The organism is Fibrobacter sp. UWCM, assembly GCF_900129735.1.
GTDB lineage: Bacteria > Fibrobacterota > Fibrobacteria > Fibrobacterales > Fibrobacteraceae > Fibrobacter.
In genome coordinates this window covers 74,953-98,505 of sequence record NZ_FQWR01000013.1, presented here as the reverse complement: position 1 = coordinate 98,505, position 23,553 = coordinate 74,953, and the positions used below count along the sequence as shown (strand labels likewise).

The following is a 23,553-nucleotide window of genomic DNA, read 5'->3' as shown; positions in this document are numbered from 1 at the left end:
AGGAATGGATGGAAGAAAAAGCTTACTTAACCGAGAAGGAAATGGAAAAATCTGCTTTTTGTGCATGAATTTACAGAAAAAGACTTGCCTAATCGTTGATGACGATGGTATTTATGAATTATCGTTGTCTAGACGAACATTCAAAAGAGTAATTCACTATCACATGGCTTTAGATATATTCGAAGACTGTAACGACGATAATATCATCGGGAGGCTTCCAAATCCACAAAAAAGTATTACCTCATCAGCTATTAGAGTATCTTTTCAAGACAGTAGCTTTTTTGAACTTACATCAAATGGGACTTTAAATATCCAGGTTGTTGACAGCAACAGTTGCTTAAAGGTGAAAGGCGAATACAATCAAGTTCACTATGATTATGCGGAGGGCAAAAAATGCAATGCAAGGATTCCTTTGTGCGAACCATTCTAATAGGGCGTAAACATAATTCTTCGCTATAACAAAAAGAAGCCCCGCATCTGCGGAACTTCTTTTAATTTGTTTGTGACCTGCGCTGAACTTATTCGAAATTCGAGCAGTTCTTGCGCAGAAGCAAATTACTTGAGCGTGCTGACCTGCACGTCCCAGCTCTGGTTGCCAAGGGCAATGCGGTAGGTGCTCGTTGCACCGGCCTTCATGTTCTTGGTGTCCACTGCCGGAGCGGCGTTCGGGTCCTTCTTCGGCACGCCAATGTGGCGGTTGCCCTTGAGGAATTCGATACCCTTGTTGCCAGCCTTCGTCTGGAGGCAGCCCGTGATGAAGATGGTCTCGTCGGTAACCGGCAGACCATTTTCTTCCAGGAGTTTCTTGGCGGCGGGGATGCCCGGCGGCAAGATTTCTTCGGCGCACTGGATGCCCGGATAGGCTTCCTTGAACGGCTTCATGTTGAACTGGTCGGCAGCAATCTTCACGAGTTCCGGATCCGGTTCGCAAGGAGTCTTGCCCTGGTAACCGAGGAGCATCTTGCCGTAGCCTTCGGTCATCTTGAACCACGTACCGCGGCCTGCGGCCTGGTTCAGGGTGTTCATGTAGGCCTGCTGGAAGTAGAACTGGGAAACCGGCGTCACGGAAGAAGCAAAGCCACCGCGGCGGACGCATTCACTCATGTTCTCGATAACCTTCGGGAACAGGTGGAAGGTCTTGGTTTCGCGCATCATGAGGGTGTTGGCGGTAAGAGCGCCACCCGGCATGGGGCTGAAGATCACGTCGGTCGTAATCTGGCGGGCCTCGGGCGGGAAGTTGTAGTCCTTGAGGCATTCGACGGCGACGTTGTTTGCTTCCATGAGTTCCGGAATGTGGTCGTCGACGATGCTGTCTTCACCGAGGGCGAGCTTGTATTCCGTGCCCTTGAGGGCGTGGAACATGGAGAACAGGTCGGGCTGAGCCGTACCGCCAGAAAGCGGCTTGCGGCCGAGGTCAACACCATCGGCGCCACCTTCGATAGCGGCCTTGTACTGGGCCACACCGGTACCGCAGGTGTCATGGCTGTGGATGCGGAGTTCGACGTTGTCGCCGAGGAGCTTACGAGCGCGCTTGAAGGTCTCGTACACCTTGGTCGGGTTAGTGGTACCGGAAGCGTCCTTGAAGCAGACGGAAGCGAACGGAACACCGGCGTCCAAAATGTTGCGGAGGATGCGTTCGTAGAATTCCGGGTTGTGGGCGGCGTTGAGGTCGCATCCCGGAGGCAGTTCCATCATGGTCACGACGACTTCGTGTTCCAGACCGGCGTCGGTGATGCACTTGCCGGAGTAGATGAGGTTGTTCACGTCGTTGAGGGCGTCAAAGTTACGGATGCGGGTCATGCCGTGCTTCTTGAACATGTCGGCATGGAGCTTGATCATGTCGCGCGGCTGCGGGGCGAGGGCCACCACGTTGATACCGCGGGCGAGGGTCTGCAGGCGGACGTTCGGGCCCACGACGCGACGGAATTCGTCCATCATGTCGAAGGCGTCTTCGCCGCAGTTCTGGTAAAGGGCCTGGAAACGGGCGCCACCACCAGCTTCAAAGTGGGTGATGCCGGCCTTGCAGGCAGCTTCGACGGCGGGCATGAAGTCCTTCGCGAAGACACGGGCACCGAAAATAGACTGGAAACCATCGCGGAACGAGGTATCCTGGAACTTGATCTTTTTCATAGTGTTTCCTTGTGGGATAAATCCCTTGTTTTACTGTACAATAAAATACGGGGCAAAAGATAGAAATAGTTGCTAGTTGCTAGTTATTCGTTACTAGGAAATGAGGGAAAAATGGGTTGGAAAAGGGCGCTAGTAGACCTAAAATGATGATTATTATATTTATAATAATTGCTTTTATAATAAGCCTGCTGGCCTACATCTCGGACGTTCCGACCCTTACGAGGACGTTCAGGGTGGCGTACCAGTTGTACCCGGTAATATTGAGGTCGGTATCCCCGAAGGTGGCTACCCCTATGCGTGCGCCGACACCGAAGATTTTAGGCGCGGCATTGCCTCCACCGAAATACTTGGCGCCCATAATGCCCGTGGTGTACCCGAACGAATAGAAGTCGTCCATGGTGCGCCCGTACTTTTCCTTGTACTTTTCGTCTGTCTTGCTGTCAATTTCGAGGGCGTGGAGCCTGAGCCCGCCAAAGACAGCGAGGTCGTAGTCGTAGGAGGTGAACACGTTGACCCTGAAAAGGCCTTCGATGGTGGTGTAAGAGATATCCTTCCCAGAGTAGGTGTAGCCATCCTGCACCACGTCTTCCTTGAGGTCGCACTTGATTCCTCCGATGTGGAAGTCGGTACAGTACCTCCCGTAAATGCAGTAGCCTATGTTCATGTCGACCGAGGGAGCGTTCTTGACTATATCGTCTGCACCGTTGCTAAAGAAGTTCGCTCCGACGCCGAATCCCAATAGCAGGCGACCATTATGGAGTTCTTCTGCTTCGGTTTTTATGTGGTAGATTTTTTTCAGGTAATTGAGTTGTTTTTCATCCGTAATCTTGGAAAGTTGAATTTGTGCGTAACGCCTGTCTACGTTGTTGAAAAATGCGTCGTAGACGATAATCCTAATGAAAGCGGCATCCCCTTCGGGGAGTTTTTCAAGGTCCTGTTCCCAGGCATCGCTATTGAGGTAGGCAAAGACGTTCTTGAAAAACTCTGCCCGTTCTGCGTTCCACTGGTACTGGCTAGCGTACCGGTATGCTATTTGGGATTTTTCTGCGGCTTCCCTTACGGAGTCGGCATTCGCGATAAACTTGAAGTCCTTGTTGAGCAGGCGTTCCCCAAGAGCCTCGTCGAATAGCGGGACTCTCGGGGTGTTGTTTGCGACCGTGCGGAACGACTCCTTCGGAAAATCCTCGCCGCCCCAGCCCCAGTTCTCTTCGCCTGCGGCATCTTGCGCAAGGGCGTACGTGAACGCCAGCGTGAGGATTAGAAAGGGAATGAATCGCATCGTCATTTTACTCCCCGTATTTCTTGAGCCTGCTTCCGTAGCCCTGGAATACAAGGCTCAGGGTTGCATAGAAGTTTCCGCCGTCCGCATTCTTGAAAAGATCCGTCGCGTAACCTGAGTATCCAACCAGCAGGCGGAGGCCCAAGCGACCGTGTCCCTTGTTCATGGCGCGCTTGTCATCCGGGTCATCGACCTTGATGCCGCTAAAGTAGAAGTCCAGGGATGTCGAGACGTTGTACCTGCAGAGAGTCTCTTCTTCGAGTACGGCGTCTTTTGAATCGGGAGGGTCCTTCAGCCTGATATCGGTAAAAATGACGGAGGGGCCCGCCATAATGCGGTGCTCGAAATGCGAGGTTCTGAAGGTCCTGTACCCAAGGAGCATGTCTATGTACATCGCTTCCGCGAACGTGGAGTCGGTCAGGTCGTCGCTGCTCATGCTGTGTATGGAGTACCCGATGTCGAATCCCCTGTAGGTGAAGGCAAGCCACAGGTAGGGTGTCCAGTCGGTGGGGAAGTAGTCGCGCGAGTCTCCCAGCGGGAGGCTTAGCCCCGCACCCAAGCCGACTTGTGCCGTCAGGTTGCTCAGGGTGGCTTCCTTGTAGTAGTTCTTGAGCACAAAGTCGCGCTGCTCGATTTTCTTGATGCTGTCGACGTTCGCCTTTACGAGCGTGTTCGTCTTGTCCTGGTCTGCAGAGAGCGATGCGATGACAATCCGCCAGAATGCCCTGTCTCCGGAGGGGAGGCTGGCGAGGTTCTTTTCGAGTTCACCGGACTGGTGCATGGCCTTGAGGGAATCGCGAAGCATTACATATATCAGGCCGTCGTTCGATCTGTTGTCAAGGGAAGTGGATATGCAATCCAGGTTGCCTTGCAGGTTGTCGTCGTATGTGCCCAGGTAGAAGTTCATGAATTGGCGCGTCTGGCAACTGAGATTCAGTACCGGGCCGATGACGAACGAGCCTTCTGCCTTGGTGGAGAAGGAATCGAGCAGGGCGACCGTTTTCCGGAGGACGTCCTTGTTGCCCTCTACAAGTGCCTGCTGTATGCGGGACATGTAGATGGGTGACATGTTCTTGATGACTTCCACGACGAAAGCCTGCGGCACGAAAGTCCCGCGTCTGCTTGCAAACGCGTCGAGGGAATCGAGCTTTTTCTCGTCGACAATCGTGGAGTTTCCGTTGCTCGTATAGATTCTGTCGTACTGCGAATTTGCCCGGATGGCGGACCTGTTCGCCCGTAGGCCAATCGGGTCGGTTACCACGAATACGCCCCTCCGGACAAGAATCTGCCGGGTGTATGTCTTCTGGCTATCCGCCGGAGCGACCCACTTCTTTGTGCTGCGGTCATAGACCTTCTTCACGTTGTAGGTCAGTTTCAGCAATGCGTAGTCGATATCCGGGGCTACCGCGCGGAAGGTTGTCTGCAGGTCCTTCGGTGCGGATTCAAGCCTTGCGTTTATGGTATCGATATGCGGCATGGCCCATGCGGCAAAGCGTTCCTTGTCTTGCTCGCTGGTGCTGTCGCCAAAGACGGTGTTGCCGTATTTGCTGTGCCCGAGTTGCTCGGTTGGCCCGCCCTGTTGGTATGGGTTCAGGTATGCTTCGACATCGAATTTCTCGATGGAGCCGTAGAACACGAAGGAGGTGTCGCGGTCGAGTTCCACCTGCAGGGTCGTGTTGATGGAATCGGGAACCTGATATATGGTGGAGGAATCCGCGTAGTCTTCGCACTCCTTCGTGTCGAACAAGCAATGAAGGCTTCCTTCTGCGAATACGTTCCCGGTGCCCGCAAGTAGCAGCATTGCCGCGAGAAAACGTGCTATACCCAATTTACCCATGACTCCTCCTTATAAACCCCAAACGCACAACACTAAACTACAAAAAACCAATAACCAATGACTAATGACTAATGACCAATAACCAATGACCACTAAATAAACATCATCGTGTTGAGCTTGGCGCGGTATTTCCACGTGAGTTCGTGCTTGGGCCCGAGTACCCCGAACAAGGTAAGCATCGCCTTCTTTGCGGCGCCGTCGTTCCATTCGGGTGCTTCTACGAACAAGTTAAGGAACGCCTGGAGTGCGCTTTCAAATTCTTCGGCACAGGCGAGCTTGCAGGCCTCGTGGTACACGATGGCTTCCTTGCCCTGGACATCCTTCTTCGCGGCTTCGGCGTGGAAGTCGAGGAGTTCCAGCAGGGATTTTGCCTCGCGGTACTGGTCATCGCCCTCGTTGAACTTCTGGAGCACGGCTTTCGCCTTCTCGGTGTCGCCCATGCCGAGGCTCGCCTTCGCCCACAATAACTGCAACTTCTTGTCGTCGGGGGTCTTCGCGAGGGCCTCGTCGAGCATCGGGAGCGCCTGGTCAAAGTTCTTCTGGGCAATAGCGTCTTCGAGGGCGGTCTGGAAGCGGGCCTCGTCCGAGATAAAGAACTTCTCGAGGCGCTTCTTCAGGTCGGCTTCGGGCAATACGCCCGCGATGACATCTGCAATCTGGCCTTTGTCCACCACGTGCACCTCCGGCACGGACTGCACGCGGAACGCCTGGATGAGCTGCATGTTTGCGCGGTCGTCGCAACTCACCACCCCGAGGGTAAAGTCCATGCTGGTGGAAAGCTGGCCCATCAACTGCGAGTAGGGGGCGCAGTCGGGGTATTCTGCGGAGGAAAAAAGCACCGCGACGGCGCGGGTCTCGGAGGCCTGGATGACCTCGGTCTCAAAATTTTCAGCGGTAATCTGTACTACTTTAGCCATATTACATAATATAGTTTTTTAAATAACTAACAACCAATGACTGATGACCAATGACTAATGACTAAAAACCATTTTATACTATATTATCTAGTATGAGTTGGGAATGCAAATATTTGCGCGAGACGTTCTGCGATAAGCGGAAACAGGAATGCTGCCCGGGTGCGAAGGGCTGCGTGCTTGAAGGGCGGTTTGTGTTCCCGCTACGCACGGATAAGCCTGAGAAAAAAACTAAATAAAAAGACTAGCCATATAAAAAAGATCCCCACCTTGGTGGGGATGACTGCGGAATATTTGCGTGGGCGCCTTCGGCGCTTTCTTTATTATATAAGGCGGAGGATTTCCTGGGTGGTCTGCTCGGCGAAGCTGTTGTCTTGCACGAAGCGGCGCACTTCGGTGGGGTTGATGCGCGCGTATTCCGAAAGCGCACGCCCGATTCCGTTCCTGATATAATAGTCGTCTTCCTTTGCGCAGGTAAGGCAGAACTGCCTGAGCAGCGGCCAGTCGGTACGGTCCTTGTACTGCACCTGGAAAATGATGGCGCTGCGCCTTACCCAGATGTTCGGGTCGCGGATCCACGAGCTAATCTTGGTGCGGAGTGCCGGCAGGCGGAGGGCGAGGTCGCCCAGGATGCAAGATGCAAGGATGTCGACCGTATCGCGCCAGGCGCGGGTCTTGATCAACTTCTTGAGGAAGTTGAGGTGCTGGCCACCGAGCATTTCCTTATGGCGGAAGAGGTAGTCGCAAGCGGCATACTGTATTTCGCGATAAGGCTGCGACCACATGTCTTCGACCCGGGTGACTAGCTCGGTATCGTTTTTGGGCGGGTTCTTATCAAAAATAGGGTAGGTGACTTCGCGGCGGGGGACAAGACGGACTCCAAGAAAATCGAACTGTTCGCGCGTCTTTTTGGACATCTCGTGAGCTTCTTCCTCGTTCGCGATGGCACGTAGTGCGAGTAGTATATCTTGCGTGAATCTTAACATGACCCCACAAAAATAGTCCTAAAAAAAATTTTTTTCTAGACCTTGACAAAACTTTTTTTCATTTTTTTTTAAATTTTCTCTGCAATTTTGCAAAAAAATGACAAAAATTACTCTTGACAAGCAAAAAAATTGATTTTTTGGGGCTATATGGGTACTGAAAAAACGGTTTTTGACAGTGGGGTTATCGAGGTTCCGCCGGAGCTTCGGGACCCTTCCAATGAAGAAATCCTGCAAAAAGAGGGGCGTGAAGATACCCCCAGGCGTCGCAGGGCGGCTGCCAGGCCCTCCAAGCGTGAACGCATGGACAAAAAACTCGGGATTTCGCGTGCGGAGATGTCGAAAATTGCCGCAAATTACGCCGAAAACGCCAAAAAGAGGGCCCCGCGCGTAGAAAAGAGGCATTACGCGAGTTTTTCAGCTTCTGTAAAGCCTGCGGGCGATTTTCCGGCACAGACGCCCTCCCGCCCGGCATCGAAGCTTTCCGTGGCCCGCAAGAAGCTGGAATCGCTGTTTACCTCGGTTACCCGCAGGCCGGTGGAACCCGAAACCCCTCGGGTCGAGCCCAAGCCGGAAGCCCCGAAGGCTGTTGCCCCGGCTGTCCCGCCCTCGGGCCGCGTGCTTCGTGGGTCTTTCGGGCAAAAGCCCAGCGATACGGCGAAGGCGCAGGTGTATTCCGCGGCTGAACTGAGCCGTATCCGCATGGAAGAACGTGCCAAGAAAATCCGTGCCGAACTTGCCCGCAGGAACGGTCCCGGCCCCCTCGTGGATGCCGACGGACAGCCCGTAAAGCGCCCGCGTGGACGCCCCCGCAAGAACCCCTTGCCGTAAATAAATCTTTGCGTCCTTATTGATTTTTTGTCCATAAAAACACCCCTTTTTGATGAAATTTCCGCCTTTTTCGGAGGTAATTTTAGAGAAGACAAAGGAGTGTGTTATGGATGTGAAAAAGTATTCCGAGATTCTGACTATCGCGCTGTGGCTCGTGGGCGGAATTTTAATGCTTGCGACGGTCGCGACTGCGGCCCCGAACCCCAATTTCCATATTTATATTGCCTACGGGCAGTCCAACATGGCCGGTAACGGCGATATCGTCCCTGCCGAAGACCAGGACAAGTATTCCGAAAAGTTCCTGATGCTTGCCTCGCATAACGCAAACGCGAGCCAGCGTAGCGGCAAGACGAACCAGTCCATCAAGACTGGCGAATGGTACACCGCGATTCCCCCGATGTTCCACCCGTTCGAGAACCTCTCCCCGGCGGACTATTTCGGCCGTGCGATGGTGGATTCCCTGCCGGGCGTAACCGTGGGCATTATCCCGGTCGCTATCGGTGCGGTGAGCATTCGTGCCTTCGACAAGGACCAGTATGAAAGTTACTTCAAGGGTGACGGCAAGGACATCATGAGTTGGGGCTGGCCCAAGGATTACGACAACAACCCTCCGGGACGCATTCTGGAACTCGCCAAGAAGGCTAAGGAAGTGGGCGTCATCAAGGGCTTCATTTTCCACCAGGGCGAAAGCGACGGCACCGACGACAACTGGCGCCGCACTGTCTACAAGACCTACAAGGATATTATCGACGCGCTCGACCTCGACGAGAACGAGGTTCCGTTCGTTGCCGGCGAACTCCTCCAGGAAGGCAACAACTGCTGCGGAAGCAAGAATGGCGGCATTGCCCAGCTCAAGAACAACTTCAAGAAGTTCGGGCTTGCATCATCGAAGGGCTTGCAGGGTAACGGCAAGGACCCGTACCACTTCGGGCGCGCGGGTGTGATTGAACTTGGCAGGCGCTACTGCTCCGAGATGCTCAAGCTTATCGACAAGACGATTGACCCGGATGCCCCGCCGGTAAACCTGGTGGACCCGAGCCAGTCTACGGTTCCTGACGAACCTCCCGAGGAATATGGACCCTATACCGACCCGATTGAAATCCCGGGCAAGGTGCAGGCCGAAAACTACAACAAGGGTGGTGCAAACGTTGCCTACTACGATTTGAACAAGGGTAACGAGGGCGGCAAGCTCCGCAAGGACGATGTGGACATTTACCAGCCGAACATGGGTATTGTCGTGGGCTACAACCAGAAGGGCGAATGGCTCAAGTACACCGTGAACGTGGCCGCCGACGGCGAATACGGAATTTCCGCCAACGTGGCGGGTGAAAACGGCACGGGCGGTTTTGTGCTCTATATCGACGGCGAACGCATCGGCGATGAAATCGTCAACGAGGGCAAGGGATTTGACGCGTATTCTGTCGTAAATGGTGGCAAGGCTTCGCTTAAGGCAGGCGAGCACGAACTGAAAATTGAAATAACCAACGACTGGATTGATATCGACTACGTGGAATTCAAGGAAGTTTCCTCCCAACAGCCTCTTGGATTTAAGGATGTACGCCTGGGCATGACCGAAGCAGAGAGCAATTTTGAACTGTTCGACCTTCGCGGCAACCGCGTGGCTCGCTTTAGTGCGGGCGGCATGGCTAGCGCGATGGATTACGTGAAGTCGGGTGCGCTCAAGGTTCGCGGCGGCGTGTACATGCTCCGCGGCAACACGGCAAACGGGATGGTTTCCAGGAAGGTAGGCGTTTATGCAAAGTAGTGAAATCAGGATTGTGAAGCAGATAGTCTTCTTTATGGTGATTGCCGTTTCCCTCGGCTTCATCTACGGATAGTCTTCTCCTAATCATATATCGGGCCCCGGCTAAGCCGGGGCTTTTTTGCGCGCCCCTCCCTAGTCAAACGCGTCTCCTATTGACAAAATATCAATGGAAAACATATCGGAACCCTATAAAAAAGCCTTTTTAGAGGGTAATTTTAGGGTTATAAGGAGTTTCTGTATGGGATGTTTCAAACTTCTGACTCGCGCAGCCCTCACTGCTGCTGCTTTTACCGGCATTTCCTTTGCCGTTACGGTCAATAATCCGATTATGTACGTCGATAGCCCGGACCCCTCGATTGTCCGCGTTGACGACGCTTACTACATGGTGACGACGACCATGCACTTTGCCCCGGGCGTGCCCGTCTTCAAGAGCACGGATTTGGCCCAGTGGCGCACGGTGGGGTATGCCTACCAGACTCTCACCAACAACGACCAACAGAACTTGAATGGCGGCAAGGATGCCTATGGTAAGGGCTCTTGGGCTTCGAGCATCCGTTACCACAAGGGATTCTTCTACGTGCTGACCCCGTCCTACACGACAGGCAAGACTCACCTGTACAAAACCGCCGACGTGGAAAGCGGCCAGTGGAGCGAAGTGCAGCTCCCGTTCTATCACGATCCGTCCCTCTTCTTCGATGACGACGGCACCGTGTGGGTGTTCTACGGCAGCGGCGACCAGATTAGCTACGTGCAGCTCAATGACGATGCGAGCGGCGTGAAGGCCGGCGGCAAGAGCGGCAAGCTCGGCGGCGTGAGCGTGAACCAGGTGACCGGCACCAGCAACTACTACGTGCAGCAGGAAGGCTCGCACATGGAAAAGGTGAACGGCGAATACTACCTGTTCACGATTTCCTGGCCGGCGGGCAAGAGCCGTAGCGAAATCGTTTACCGTTCCAAGAGCCTGCTCTCCGGATTTAGCGGAAGGTATTTCCTCTCCGATAACGGTGTTGCGCAGGGTGGCATCTTTGATACTCCCGATGGCAAGTGGTATGCCCTCCTGTTCCGCGATTCCGGCCCGGTCGGCCGTATGTCGCACTTGGTCCCGATGGAATGGAAAGACGGCTGGCCGGTTCCGACCAGCGGAAGCAAGGCTCCCTCCACGATTGACCTGCCGGAATCCCCGCTCCCGGGCTATGGCATGGTCACCAGCGATGATTTTGAATCCAGCGAACTTGCTCTTGAATGGCAGTTCAACCACAATCCCGATAACAAGAACTGGAGCTTGTCTGCAAATCCGGGCTTCTACCGCATTACTACGAGCCGCACCGATAGCCGCGTGGTGAATGCGAAGAACACCCTGACCCAGCGTTCCTTTGGCCCCAAGAGTTCTGGCCGTACGCTTGTCGACGGTACCGGCATGAAGGATGGCGACATGGCGGGCCTCGTTGCCCTGCAAGATGACAAGGGCTTTGTGGCGCTTGCTAAAGATGGCGGCAGCTACAAGGTGGTGATGTACACCGGGAATAAGGACGGTGAAAGCCTGAAGGACAGCAAGGCGATTTCGGGTTCCAAGGTTTACCTGCGTATCGATTTCGACCTGCCGATTGACCGCGGTACCGCATACTTCTATTACAGCACCGATGGCAATACCTGGACAAAGATTGGTAGCGACGTGAAGCTCAATTACGACCTGCACATGTTCGTGGGCGTGCGCTGGGGCCTCTTCAACTTTGCGACCAAGCAGGCGGGCGGCTATGCGGACTTTGACTGGTTCAAGGTCGGTGTTGATGCGAACGATGAAATTTACCTCGATGGCGCTGGCTCTGAACCTGTCCCGCAGACTCCGTTCTGTGCCGCCGGTGAAAACTGTCCCGCCGTTGCGCTCCCGGGCAAGATTGAGGCCGAAAACTTCGACGTGCCGGGCAAGGGCAAGGATGGTACCTCTTACTATGACGGCGATTCCGAGAACCACGGCGACAGCGATTACCGCGCAGGTACCGGTGTTGACCTTTACAAGAAGGCGACCGGAATCATCGTGGGCTACAACAGCGAAGGCGACTGGCTCGAATACACTGTGAACGTGAAGGAAGCGGGTGATTACACCATGTTCGCGGCTGTCGCTGCTGCAGGCAACACCTCGAGTTTCAAGCTCTCCCTGGATGGCAAGGACATTACCGAAGAAATCGCGGTGCCTGCGGCAAGTTCTGGCGAAGAGAATTACGACGACTACAACAAGGTGCAGGCCAACGTGACGCTCCCTGCTGGCGAACACGTGCTCCGCTTCACGGTTACTGGTGCCTGGCTTGATATCGACTACTTCACGTTCGTGAAGGGCAAGGACGCTACGGACCCGGAACCCATCGGGACTGATATTGCGCAGAAGGTGCGCTTCGGCGTGCAGGGCGTGCAGACCTATCGCGTGTTCAGCCTGAATGGCACGCTCGTGGGAACCGTAGATGCTACAAGCACGTACGAGGCCCAGTCCAAGGTGCGCGCGATGGTTTCTGAGAAGGGCGTGTACCTGATCAGGACCGCAACAGGCATGACTCGCCGCGTCCTTGTAACAAAGTAATTCCTTTTACAAAATGACAATGGTTTGTTATACCCCGCGGGTAATTTTCGACCCTGCGGGGTATATATTATGGTAGGGCAGTTTGGTGTTTTGCCCTTAAGGAGTCAATATGTTTGGTCATAAAATTTCCTCCGCGAAGGCGGTTTCTGTCCTTGCGCTAATAGCAGCGACTGCTTTCTCGGTTCCGGCACTTGCAGACAACATAACGGTCGATGGCAAGAGCCGCAGCATGCTTGTGTATGCGCCTTCGGGCATCGAGAAGAACCGCCCGCTCATCATCCAGATGCACGGCATGAACCAGGATGCGCCCTACCAGAAAAACGCCGCGAAGTGGGAATCCATTGCCGATACCGCGCGCTTTGTGGTGGTGTTCCCGAACGGCGAAAACAAGGCCTGGGATATCTCCGGCAACAAGGACCTCAACTTTATCAAGGCCATCATCAACGAGATGTACAATAAGTACGGTATCGACAAGAACCGCGTGTACGTTTCGGGATTTTCGATGGGCGGCATGATGAGCTATCACGTGGCAAACAAGATGGGCGACCAGATTGCGGCCATCGCGCCTGTTTCGGGTGGCGGCGGCGTGAATTCGCCCAAACGCGCCATGCCGATTATGCATACGCACGGTACCACCGACGACGTGGTGAACTACAACAGCACCGTGAATACCCTCAAGGGCTGGGTCAATGCACAGAAGTGCTCCAGCAATTCGCAAAAGATCAAGCCGTATCCCTCGACAAAGCCGGGCTCTGCCGCATCGCTTGAAATCTGGAGCGGCTGCACCGATGGCGTCGAAGTTCGCCTGCTGACGATTGACGGCAAGGGTCACTGGTATTCCATGGACGAGGCCGTGAGCGTCAATACGAGCGTGGAAATCTGGAACTTCGTGAAGAATTACTCGCTTGATGGTTCCAGCATCACGCCGCCGCCTCCCGCGATTGTGGTGCCCACGAATCGCGACAGCATCTTTAATGGCGGTTTCGATTCCACCTCCGTGGCTTGGGACCTGCAGGTGCACGGTGACGCGCAGGCGACGGGCGAGGCCAAAGGCGGCAAGTACCAGCTCGATATTTCTGCCATCGGTACCGAGAATTACCAGGTGCAACTTATCCAGCACGACTTGCACCTCGAAAAGGGCCAGTGGTACGAAATCAGTTTTGACGCGAGCGCGGGTGCGGCCCGTACGCTCGAGGTGAACGTGGAACAGCACAACGACCCGTGGGCATCTTACCTCAAGGAAAAGCAGAATTTTGAACTCGGCACTACGTCAAAGACGTTCACGTTCAAGTTCCAGATGACGGCCGCGACCGATACGAACAGCCGCCTGAGTTTCAATGCGGGCGCCGCCACCGGCACGCTCACGCTCGACAACGTGAAAATCGCAAAGACGGAAGCCCCCGCCGATACGGGAACGACTGCCCTGCGCGGGGTACAGTTTGTGCGCGAACAGCCGGCATCGTATGCCGTGTTCGACCTGCGCGGTCACAGGCTCGGGACTATCGAAATGCTCGATGCGACTGAGGCCGAAACGCTCCTGCGAGCGGGTTACACGAAGGGGGTCTACCTCCTGCGCGGCCTGAAGGGCGAAAAAACGCTTCTGGTACCCGTTTCCCGCTAAAAAACACTAAAAACACTAATAGCGCCATTGACAAATAATCAATGGCGCCTTCCGTTTTGGCGGGTATTTTGCCGTTTTTGGAGAGTATTTTTAGACCAGTAAATCAAAAAAAGTGGAGATGAAGATGTTTGGTTTAAAAAAATGCTCGCTCGGCGGGGCTTGTGCCCTTGCCTTTTTGGGTATGGCCTCCCTGGCCTTTGCACATCCGGATAGCCTGGTGCTTACGCCCCCGCTGGGGTGGAACAGCTGGAACGTGTTCCACGAAAACATCAACGAAAAGCAGATTCAGGAAATTGCCGATGCCATGGTCTCTTCTGGCTTGAGGGATGCGGGCTACATTTACCTGAACCTCGACGACAACTGGATGGATACCAAGCGCGATGCGCAAGGCAACCTCCAGAACAACCCGAAAACCTTCCCGAGCGGTATGAAGGCCATTGCCGACTACGTGCATAATAAGGGCCTGAAGTTCGGCCTTTACGGCGACCGCGGCAAGCGTACCTGTCACCATTACAATAGCAACTGGCAAAGCGAAAGTGGTTCCAATGGCCACGAAGAGCAGGATGCCAAGAAACTCGCCGAATGGGGCGTTGACTACTGGAAGTACGACAACTGCGACTCGGATCCGAGAACGCAGGAAAAAGATTACACTGCAATGTCCAACGCTCTCCGCAATTCCGGACGCGATATCGTGTTCAGCATTTGCATGTGGGAATACAAGGACTGGATGCCTAAAATCGCTAACCTCTGGCGTACTACATTTGACATCGGTCCCGAATGGATTTCTACCTCATGGTACCGCGGCGTCTACGAAATTATCGATGCCAACAACAAGTACTGGCAAATTGCAAAGCCCGGTCATTGGAACGACCCGGACATGCTTGAAGTCGGCAACAGGGGACTCTCTTACGAAGAACAGCGCTCCCAGATGACGATGTGGTCCATCATGGCCGCTCCCATCATGATCAGTTCCGACGTGCGCAACATGAGCAACGAGACCAAGGAACTCTACCTGAACAAGGACATGATTGCCATTAACCAGGATTCTCTGGGCGTTCAGGGACATCGCGTCTCCGACGTGAACGGCAAGCAGATTTGGACCAAGCCCTTGAAGAATGGCGATATTGCCGTGGCGCTCCTCAACAATAACAACTCTACCCAGACCGTTGAATGCAACTTTGCAGACATTGGCGTAGAAGGTGAAGTGGAAGTCCGCGATGCCTGGAAAAAGAAGGACTTGGGCCCGGTTTCTCACGTTTCTATTGAACTCCCGGCTCACGGCTCTGCACTCCTCCGCCTGGTTCTCAAGCCGGTTCCGCGCAAGCCGTTCAAGGGCGAGGCTCTCGCTATTCCAGGCAAGATCGAAATGGAAGACTTTGACGTGAACGGCGTGGGCCAGGGCAACACCACCTACAACGAAAGCGATACCGAAAACCATGGCGATAGCGATTACCGCCCGGGTACCGGTGTGGACCTTTACAAGAAGGCTACGGGAATCATCGTCGGCTACAACCAGGCGGGCGAATGGCTCGAATACACCGTGAAGGTCGCCAAGACGGGAACTTACACGATGAACGCTTCTGTGGCTTCTGCGAACAGCACTTCTAGCTTCAAGCTCTCCATGGACGGCAAGGATATCACCGAAGAAATTGCGGTGCCTGCGGCAACCTCGGGTGAAGAAAACTACGACGAATACAATACGGTTGAAGCCGAAGTGAGCCTGACCGAGGGCGAACACATTCTCCGCTTCACGGTTACCGGCGACTGGATGGATATCGACTGGATAAAGTTCAGCGAACCGGGGAGCACCGAACCGGGTACGGATGCAATCCGCCAGGTAATGCCTGCCGTTCGTGGCGATGCCTCTGCGCCGCGCCTTGTCAAGAAGGGCAATATGCTCTTTGTCGAGAAGAACGGCATGCGTTTCGACCTGACCGGCCACCGCCTCCGCTAACGTCGTCCGCAGGAGCCACTGCTAATGTCATCCCCGCGAAGGCGGGGATCTTGTAAAAGTTCCTCCTAACAAAAAGCGTCTCGCTAGCAATAGCGGGGCGTTTTTTTTTGAAAAATTTTACACCGGGGCTTTTGAATTTTTAGCAAAAGTGTTTTGTGTAAGGGGGTGTTTTTTGCCGTGCCGCGAATCTAATTTTTATGATGGTGCATGGTATAGGGAAAGGATGGTACAAGATGTTTGGTATTAAGACGAAGCGGCTCGCCGCCATTACCTTCGCTGCGGTGTGCGGATTGTTTTCACAGGGGTTCTCGCAGGATTTGCTTTACCCCGACATGTTCGCGCTGAGCGATGTGCAGCTCCTTGACGGGGTTCTGAAGGAACGTCAAGACCTGAATGCGGAAACGCTGCTAGCCTATGATGTAGACCGCCTGCTTGCGCCGTTCTACGAAGAGGCGGGAATGCGCCCGAAGGCATCCAAGTTCCCGAACTGGGCGGGCCTCGACGGCCACGTGCTGGGCCATTACCTGAGCGCCTTGGCCATGCACTATGCAGATAACGACGATATCATGATAAAGGAACGTCTGGAGTATATCCTGAACGAGCTCAAGACCATCCAGGACCAGAATTCCAAGGACGCGAACTTTGTGGGCTATATCAGCGGCGTGCCGAACGGGAAGCAGATGTGGCTCAAGATGAAGAACGGCGATGCCGGTGCGCAAAACGGCTATTGGGTCCCCTGGTACAACATCCACAAGCTTTACGCGGGCTTGCGTGATGCATACGTGTATGCGGGCTACGAACAGGCGAAGACGATGTTCCTCAAGCTCTGTGACTGGGGCATAACCATCACGAACGGCCTGAACGATTCCAAGATGCAGCAGATGCTCGGTACTGAACATGGCGGCATGCCCGAAGTCTATGCCGATGCGTATTACCTCACGAAAAACGAGAAGTACCTGAATGCGGCAAAGAAATGGTCTCACCAGTGGCTCTTGAACCCGATGTCGCAGGGCAATGACAACCTCACGAACGTGCACGCGAATACGCAGGTCCCGAAGGTGGTGGGTTTTGCCCGCATTGCGGAACTTTCCGGCGATCAGAACTACAAGAAGGGTTCCGATTTCTTCTGGCAGACTGTCGTGAACAAGAGGAGCATCGCGATTGGCGGCAACAGCATTTCGGAACATTTCCCGGCGCTCAACAACCACAAGAAGTTCGTGGAGGAACGCGAAGGGCCGGAATCTTGCAACACCTACAACATGCTCAAGCTGACGGAACGCCTGTTCAACATGAAACACGATGCGCATTACGCCGATTTTTACGAGCGGGCGCTTTTTAACCATATCCTTTCGACAATCCACCCGAAGCACGGCGGCTACGTGTACTTTACGCCCGCGCGCCCGCGCCATTACCGCGTGTATTCCAAGGTGAATGCGGGCATGTGGTGCTGCGTGGGTTCGGGCATGGAGAACCCCGCGAAGTACAACCAGTTTATCTACACGAAGGATAAATCTAGTTTGTATGTAAACCTGTTTGTGGCTTCGCTTTTGAACTGGAAGGATAAAGGCGTGAAAATTAAGCAGGAAACGGCCTTCCCGAAGGGCGAATCCTCCAAGTTCACGATTACGGGTAGCGGCGATTTCGATATGCAGATTCGCCACCCGTACTGGGTCAAGGAAGGCGATTTCAAGGTTATCGTGAACGGCGATACCGTCGTGAAGAAGTCCGATCCGTCGAGCTATGTGTCTGCGGGTAAGTCCTGGAAGTCCGGCGACGTGATTGAGGTCCTTTACCCGATGTACACGCATACCGAGGACTTGCCGGGCGTGAGCGACTACGTGGCGCTTATGTATGGCCCCATCGTGCTTTCCGCAAAGACGGGAACGGCGAACCTGAACGGCCTTGTTGCCGATGACGGACGCTGGAGCCATATCGCGTCGGGAGCGCTCGAATCCCTGGATCAGGCCCCCATGCTTGCGAGCAAGAAGGAAGATATCCCCTCGAAGGTGGAACCCGTGAAGGGAGAACCTCTGCACTTCAAGGCGCCCTACCTGTTTGCCGCCAAGAAGGATGCAAACCTGTTGCTGGAGCCGTTCTACGAGGTGCACGATGCCCGCTACATGATGTACTGGATGGTGCTTACCGACCCCTCCGTTTTGGAACGCCTGAAAAAGGAACAGGAAGAGGCCCTCGCGCTTGACGAGAAGACGGTTGACAAGGTGGCACCCGGCGAGCAGCAGCCCGAAGTGGACCACAAGATGAAAATCGAGAATTCCACGTCGGGAACGGCGAATGGGGAATTCTACCGCGATGCGGGCAAGTGCAGTGGCGGCGACGGCGGCCTCATCAGCTATGAATTCGAGACGAACAGCGAGGATTCCCTGAGCCTCATGGTGCGCTACTGGGGCAACGAGGGTTGCACCCGCATATTCGATATCGATATCGATGGCGAAAAACTTACGACCGAGACGATTTCGAATCGCTGGAACAAGAACGAGTTCGTGAACGTGATTTACCCGATTCCGGACAATATGGTGAAGGGCAAGAAGATTGTGCGCATCTCGTTTACAGCGACTTCCGGCATGGTGGGTGGCATTTACGGCGTGCGACTGCTCCGCAACAAGCCGAAGCCCGAAGTGCAGGATACCGTGCCGACGATTGCCGCACCCGCAAAAATGCCCGCACGCCCCGACTTGAAGGCGCGCGTGATGGGCGACGAACTGCAGATTGCCTCCGGAGCGGTGCTTTCGCAGGGCCTCACCGCGAGAATCTATGCGATGAACGGCCGTCTGGTAAAAACCGAGGCGCTACCGGCGGGGCAGTCCAGCTTCAGCATCGGAATTGCCGATATGAAAAATGGCATGTATATCCTGAAAATCCAGCGCGATGGATTTAGTTTCGCCAGTACGATATTCCGCAAAGACCGCTAACAGGAATTATCATCCCCGCGCAGAGCGGTTAGTGGGCACTTGCAATTTATTGCTTATGTGCCCACAATCCTCGGAACGGGGAGGATCTCTCTGCTTGAACAGGTTGGTCAGATTGTGTTTGTCGTTGACATCTTGTCCACGCAAATGGCAACGAAGAGGGTTCCATTCCGTAATTTTTAGAGGTATTTTTCTTATTGGTGTTAACAAGGAAGTTCTTATGATGTTTGGTTATGGTTTCAGGCGTGTAGCCTGTTCTGTTCTTGCTGCAACCGCACTTTCGGCAGTGAGTTCCTTCGCTGTCACGAGCCAGTTCCGCGGCGTAAACTGGGCGGACAAACGCGACAATTTCGTGTCTGACGTGCTTGTGCTTTCGGGCATGAGCCTTTCGGACAATTACCAGTCTGCATCGGTTGTTGCTGACCGCGTCATCGGGCAGTTCCAGGAACTGTTCGGTACCAACAGCGTGCGCATCCCGGTGAACGAACCCACGGTTCTCAAGTTCTGGGATACCTACACGGGCGTTATCGACATGGGCCTTTCCAAGGGCCGCATCGTGATGGGCTACTGGGGCCCCGCGCAGCCCTCCGGCCCCAAGAACATGAATGACTGGTGGAGCATGTGGGCGAAAATCGTCGAAAAATACGGCGACCACCCGAACGCCTATTTCGAGATTTTCAATGAGCCGCACATGTACAGCAAAACGGAACTGCGCGACCTTTACGCCCAGTGGCTGAGCAAGTTCCCGAATGTGCCGCGCGACCATATTCTGCTCGACGGCTCGGGCCTTGCATGGAACGTGCCCGACATTGCCGATGACCCGCGCTTTGAAGGCTGCCTTTTCGCGGTGCACGAATACACCTTCTGGAACATGAGCATCACCACCGAACAGGGCTGGAAGAACAGCTTCAAGGGCAAGGTGGGCAAGTATGCCGACCGCACCGTGTGTACGGAATGGGGCGGCGCGATGAGCCCTGGCGACAAGGCGGGCGTGCATTACGACTACATGGACTATAATTCTACTCCGACGAATTACTTTATGGCCTACATTCGCGGCATGTCCGACCAATTGCGCGAATGGGAAATGGGCAGCTTTTACTGGCCGGGCCTGCGCGATGGTGACTGGTACAGCATGACCAAGCGCACCGGCGAAGGGGCGAACATCAAGCTCGAAATCGTGAACCAGTCGGGCGTGGACCGCATGAAGATGGCCTGGGCCGACACGGTCGAGACGACACCGCTCGTGCGCGAGGCGTATAACGGCGAACCTGCGGCGATTCCGGGCGTGATCGAGGCCGAAAATTACGACAAGGGCGGAAACCGTTTCAGCTTTTACGACAAGGATGCTGCCAACAAGGGCGAGACCTACCGCGAAGACGCCGTGGATGTCGTTACCCTCGATGGCGCGACCTGCAACGGCGATGCCTGCAAGGGTTATGCCGTCGGCTACACTGAAGCGGGCGAGTGGCTCGAATACAGCGTGAAGGTCGCTACGAGCGGCAAGTACGCCATCCGCGCGAACGTGGCGACTGCATCCGAGACCTCGAAAATCCAACTGTTTGTCGACGGCGAGGCGATTGGCGATACGGTGACTTTCGAGAAGGTCGATACCACATGGAATGTGTACAAGGAAGTCGATATCGGTGTCGCGAACCTTACGGCGGGCGAACACATCCTGAAACTTGCCATTGCGGGTAGCTACGTGAACGTGGACTGGCTCAAGTTCTGCGAAGGCGAGGCCTGCGAGGCACCTACGGGAATCCGCGAAATCATGCCTGCACCTGTTACCAAGACTTCGGCCCCGCGCCTCCGCAAGCAGGGCGGCCAGCTGTTTGTCGAAAGGAACGGCATGCGCTTCGACCTGACGGGCCACCGCATCAAGTAAACCAGGTTGGTGCACTTCGGCAAGCTCAGTGACCTAAGTAGAATCATTGATAAGTTGTCAACGAGAACTCCCTTTCCGGGGGTTCTTTTTTTATTCGTAAATGGTAATTTTCAGGATAGGGATTCCCCCTTGGTGTAAAAAACGGGAAAAAGAGGAATTTATGAGGATGAAATCGTTACTTTCCTTATGTTTGGTAGCGGCCGGAGCCTCCTTTGCGGCAACTCAGGCAACTTTCTACGTGTCCCCTTCGGGTAGCGATGCCGCAGATGGCTCGAAGGATGCTCCGTTCAAGACGATTACGCAGGCCCAGAAGGCCGTGCGCGCCATAAACGGCTCCATGACGGGCGACATCGAGGTAATTTTACGCGAAGGCACCTACGCGCTCCCCGCAACCATTGCATTTGACGAACGCGACGGTGGCAAGGACGGCCATTACGTGCGTTATAAAGCTGCCGATGGCGAAAAACCGCTCATTACGGGCGGTATGCCCATTACGGGCTGGACCATTCACGACGAGGCGAACAACATCTGGAAAGCCGAAGGCGTGGAAGGCCGATTCCGCCAGCTTTACGTGAACAACCGTAAGGCTGTTCGCGCATGCTTCCCCAATGTGATTGACGCAAAGGAAAAAGGCAACGGCGGTTTCGACCACGATTTTGTGCGACTCACGAAGGTGGACTCTACGGGCCGTGCCTTCGATGTCTCTGCCGATTACATCAAGAATATCAAGAACATCGAGGATGTCGAAATCCACTTGATGATTGCCTGGTCCGAAAACATTTTGCGCTTGGAAAAGGCCCAGGTAAACGGCGGCACCGCAAAGCTCATCCCCAAGGATCCTGAACGCACCAAACTGTTCCACCGCGCTTTCCCCATGCTCGGCACCGCCTTCATGAGCAATCCGCCCAAGCAGCAGGTCTTTTATCTGGAAAATTCCTACGACCTGATTGACGCTCCGGGTGAATGGTACCTGGACGAAAAGAATCAAACGCTTTATTACAAGCCCCGTGAAGGCGAAAGCATGGCGACTGCCCACGTGGTAGCGCCCCGCCTTAATACCTTGTTCAGCGTTCTGGGTAAGGATACCAAGAACAAGGTGGGCTACATGTCTTTCGAAGGCCTGACCTTCGCCCATTCCAACTATACTCGCCCGAGCGAAGAAGGTTTTTTGGATTTGCAGGCGGCAAACTTCAACGTAGACGTTCTTCCGGATCCTGGCCGCGGGAACTGGGAAAAACTGAACAGCAACAAGTACTTGCTGTGGCGCCCCGATGCGGCTTTCCGTGTAGAAAATGCCCATCACTTTTTGGTGCAGGGCAACGTGTTCTCGCAGATTGCGGCTACGGGCCTCGACTTTGTCTCCGGCACCAACGACGACATGATTCAGGGCAACGCCTTCTTCGAAATCGGTGCAGCGGGCATTATGCTTGGCAAGTTCTATCAGGATTCTACCACCGAAATCCACATCGCCTATAATCCCAGCGACAAGGATGAAATCAGCACCCGCGATACGGTCAAGAACAACCTGGTCACCAACGTGACGAACGAGCATCAGGGTGCCGTAGGTATTGGCGCCGGTTACCCGCGCTATGTGGTGATTGAACACAACGAAGTCTCTTACACGTATTACTCCGGCATTTCCATCGGTTTTGGCTGGACAAAGGCTCAGACCGCCATGACCAACAACCATGTGAACTGGAACGAAATTCACCACATTGCCCGCCTGCTTTGTGACTCGGGCCCGATTTACACTTTGAGTAACCAGGGCACCGGTAGCGAAATCCAGCACAACTACATTCACGATAACGGAACTTCCAAGTGGGCCGATTACTGGAACGTGCCTATCTACCTGGACGAAGGCTCCAGCGGCTTTACCGTGAAAGAGAACGTGTTCAAGAATTCTCCCGCAGGTGTGGGTCAGAACCAGGCTGGTCAGAATAATCTCCAGCAGTCCAACAACTATTACAGCGACGAAGTCGTGAACAATGCTGGTATCGAAAAGGCCTTCCGTTACATCCGCGACATCAAGGAAATTCCGCTCGCTGACTTCAGCAACACCGTGACGCAGGAAGCCTTCAAGGCCGTGGCGACCCTTCCAGGAACCATCCAAGCCGAAGACTACGATGTGGGCGGCCAGAGCGTTTCTTACAGCGACAAGGACTTCGTGAACGAGGGCAACACCTATCGCGAAGACGGCGTGGACGTGGTGGGCTTCGGCTGCTCCGACACGCTCAATACCCAGGATTGCAAGGGATTTGCCATCGGTTACACGCAGGCGGGCGAATGGCTCGAATACAGCGTGAATGTGACTACGGCAAGCAAGTACGTGTTCCGTGCGAACGTGGCGACCGGCCTTGAGGGCGGTAGCTTCCGCCTGTTCCTTGACGGCAAGGCGGTTTCGGATACGATTCCTGTGCCGCAGGGCGAAGACTGGAATACCTATGCCACAATTGACGGCGAAACTAGCGAACTTGCGAAGGGCGAACACATCCTGAAAATTCAGTTCACCGGCAGTTACGTGAATCTTGACTGGATAAAGTTTGCGCTCACTGCCGAGGAACTTACTCCTGTCCGTCAGGTTTCCGGAATGCGCTTAGACCTCGGCGAACGCGGCTACGACGTGTTCGGCATGAACGGCAAGTTTGTCTGTAGAATCGAAGGCGTAGCGGCCGCGGGCGGCATCAAGGCGGCCCTCTCTGCGAAGGGCGTGAACCCCGGCATGTACGTGGTCCGCGGGCTCGACAGCAAGAAGGCGATTCGCGTCAACTTGCATTGATTCTTGTGAACGGCTATGTATGAAAAAGGTCTCCGCATTTGCGGAGGCCTTTTGGATTTGGAGTTAGTAAAGAAGCTTG

General features: G+C 54.4%; 14 protein-coding genes. 9 read left to right on the top strand and 5 right to left on the bottom strand.

The window, feature by feature from the left end:
• Positions 1-430 (top strand): hypothetical protein (locus BUB22_RS16725; protein WP_217650370.1); only part of this gene is annotated, 430 nt, incomplete at its 5' end.
• A 125-nt stretch (positions 431-555) separates the two neighbouring features.
• Here BUB22_RS16725 and BUB22_RS09940 read toward each other — a convergent pair.
• From BUB22_RS09940 to BUB22_RS09920, 5 genes are all read right to left on the bottom strand, one after another.
• Positions 556-2,130, bottom strand: a complete 1,575-nt coding sequence (locus tag BUB22_RS09940; RefSeq protein WP_073114990.1) for a biotin attachment protein — start codon at positions 2,128-2,130, stop codon at positions 556-558.
• A 193-nt stretch (positions 2,131-2,323) separates the two neighbouring features.
• A complete protein-coding gene (locus tag BUB22_RS09935) occupies positions 2,324-3,415 on the bottom strand; it encodes a hypothetical protein (protein ID WP_073114989.1) in 1,092 nt (363 codons plus the stop codon).
• 1 nt (position 3,416) lies between these two features.
• Complete coding sequence (locus BUB22_RS09930) at positions 3,417-5,246, bottom strand: hypothetical protein (protein WP_139258941.1); 1,830 nt, start codon at positions 5,244-5,246, stop codon at positions 3,417-3,419.
• A 92-nt stretch (positions 5,247-5,338) separates the two neighbouring features.
• Complete coding sequence (locus BUB22_RS09925) at positions 5,339-6,163, bottom strand: tetratricopeptide repeat protein (RefSeq protein ID WP_073114987.1); 825 nt, start codon at positions 6,161-6,163, stop codon at positions 5,339-5,341.
• Between the two features lie 320 nt (positions 6,164-6,483).
• Positions 6,484-7,146 carry a DNA alkylation repair protein gene (locus BUB22_RS09920; RefSeq protein ID WP_073114986.1) on the bottom strand — a complete coding sequence of 221 codons (663 nt, stop codon included), beginning with the start codon at positions 7,144-7,146 and terminating at the stop codon, positions 6,484-6,486.
• Between the two features lie 147 nt (positions 7,147-7,293).
• On the opposite strand from BUB22_RS09920, the gene BUB22_RS09915 reads away from it, so the two are divergent.
• The 8 genes from BUB22_RS09915 (at position 7,294) to BUB22_RS09880 (ending at position 23,474) form a co-directional block, all read left to right on the top strand.
• The gene (locus BUB22_RS09915) at positions 7,294-7,974 is read left to right on the top strand and encodes a hypothetical protein (protein WP_073114985.1); all 681 of its coding nucleotides are present in this window, start codon (positions 7,294-7,296) and stop codon (positions 7,972-7,974) included.
• A gap of 106 nt (positions 7,975-8,080) precedes the next feature.
• Positions 8,081-9,739 carry a sialate O-acetylesterase gene (locus BUB22_RS09910; protein WP_073114984.1) on the top strand — a complete coding sequence of 553 codons (1,659 nt, stop codon included), beginning with the start codon at positions 8,081-8,083 and terminating at the stop codon, positions 9,737-9,739.
• Between the two features lie 238 nt (positions 9,740-9,977).
• Positions 9,978-12,311 (top strand): beta-xylosidase family glycoside hydrolase, encoded by a 2,334-nt coding sequence (locus tag BUB22_RS09905; protein ID WP_073114983.1) that lies wholly within the window; start codon positions 9,978-9,980, stop codon positions 12,309-12,311.
• A gap of 109 nt (positions 12,312-12,420) precedes the next feature.
• On the top strand, positions 12,421-13,932 hold the full coding sequence (locus tag BUB22_RS09900; protein WP_073114982.1) for a carbohydrate binding domain-containing protein: 1,512 nt from the start codon (positions 12,421-12,423) through the stop codon (positions 13,930-13,932).
• Positions 13,933-14,056: 124 nt separating this feature from the next.
• Entirely contained in the window at positions 14,057-15,886 is a 1,830-nt protein-coding gene (locus tag BUB22_RS09895; protein ID WP_254794711.1) for a carbohydrate-binding protein, read from the top strand.
• 233 nt (positions 15,887-16,119) lie between these two features.
• Positions 16,120-18,816 (top strand): beta-L-arabinofuranosidase domain-containing protein, encoded by a 2,697-nt coding sequence (locus BUB22_RS09890; RefSeq protein ID WP_139258939.1) that lies wholly within the window; start codon positions 16,120-16,122, stop codon positions 18,814-18,816.
• Positions 18,817-19,033: 217 nt separating this feature from the next.
• Positions 19,034-20,698, top strand: a complete 1,665-nt coding sequence (locus BUB22_RS09885) for a carbohydrate-binding protein (RefSeq protein ID WP_254794710.1) — start codon at positions 19,034-19,036, stop codon at positions 20,696-20,698.
• A 190-nt stretch (positions 20,699-20,888) separates the two neighbouring features.
• Entirely contained in the window at positions 20,889-23,474 is a 2,586-nt protein-coding gene (locus BUB22_RS09880) for a carbohydrate-binding protein (RefSeq protein WP_254794709.1), read from the top strand.
• The last annotated feature ends 79 nt before the right edge of the window (positions 23,475-23,553 follow it).